The organism is Massilia sp. CT11-108, assembly GCF_047302915.1.
Lineage (GTDB): Bacteria > Pseudomonadota > Gammaproteobacteria > Burkholderiales > Burkholderiaceae_D > Telluria > Telluria orientalis.
In genome coordinates this window covers 1-246 of the sequence record NZ_JBKYMO010001681.1, presented here as the reverse complement: position 1 = coordinate 246, position 246 = coordinate 1, and the positions used below count along the sequence as shown (strand labels likewise).

1 pseudogene is annotated in these 246 nt (G+C 68.7%); it reads right to left on the bottom strand.

Annotated elements, in window-relative coordinates:
- Positions 1-246: pseudogene (locus ACEN88_RS36015) on the bottom strand (2-aminoadipate aminotransferase); the annotation flags it as partial.

Here is a 246-nt window from a genome sequence, read left to right as displayed (position 1 = left end):
ACCCCCCACAGCGACTTGTCGCGGCCGGCCGCATACGCGTAGCGGTTCAGCTTCTCGAACGGAAACAGGCTCGGGTCCGGATACGGCGAGCCGAGCGGCACTGCGTCGTCGGTGCCGATCGAGCGCAGTGTCGACAGCACGAGCCGGCTCACGTCGACCGACGACGAGATCGCGATCGGCTTCGACGGCCGCAGCTCACGCACCGGCGCGTGGCCGTCGTCGTTGCGCAGGTTCACGAAGTAGCCC